Consider the following 531-nt stretch of genomic DNA (forward strand, 5'->3'; position numbering starts at 1 on the left):
GTTGAAATGAGACACAAGCTGAAAATTCGCGGTCGCTGATTTACCGGTTGTTAACCTTAATAGGCGTGCCCGAAGCCGCCGGCCACCCAGCGCTGCCAGAAAGTGCCGCAGACACGGTCGCCGATCTTGAACCGGCTGACCTCCGCGCCGACGGCAACCACCTCGCCGACGCCGTCGGAAAGCGGCACCAGGGGCAGAGCGAATTTGGTGTGATAGCTGCCGCGGGCGATTTCGACATCGCGGTAGTTGAGCGCGCTTGCCTTCACCTTGATCAGGATTTCCTGCCGGCCCGGCGCCGGCGTCGGACGCTCGGCCATCTTGATATTTTCGATGCCGCCGGGGGCCTGCAATTCAATCGTGCGCATTTGGGTTCTCCTTGACTGCCTGAGCAGGGCAGGAAAATCGCTTGCGTCATACTGGATTTCAAATTCATAATAATCAGCATGATTATGCATACTGGACATAATCGATGCTTGAGGAACTGCGCACCCTTGTCCTTTTCGCCGAGGAGGGCTCAATTCAGAAAGTCGC

At 57.1% G+C, this 531-nt stretch carries 1 protein-coding gene; it reads right to left on the reverse strand.

All coding sequences use genetic code 11. The features are described from left to right. Positions 1 to 56 precede the first annotated feature (56 nt). A partial coding sequence (locus tag EN852_RS42750) for an alcohol dehydrogenase catalytic domain-containing protein (protein WP_246694487.1) occupies positions 57 to 531 on the reverse strand: 475 nt, incomplete at its 5' end.

This window comes from Mesorhizobium sp. M2E.F.Ca.ET.209.01.1.1, from assembly GCF_004010375.2.
Taxonomy (GTDB): Bacteria; Pseudomonadota; Alphaproteobacteria; order Rhizobiales; family Rhizobiaceae; genus Mesorhizobium.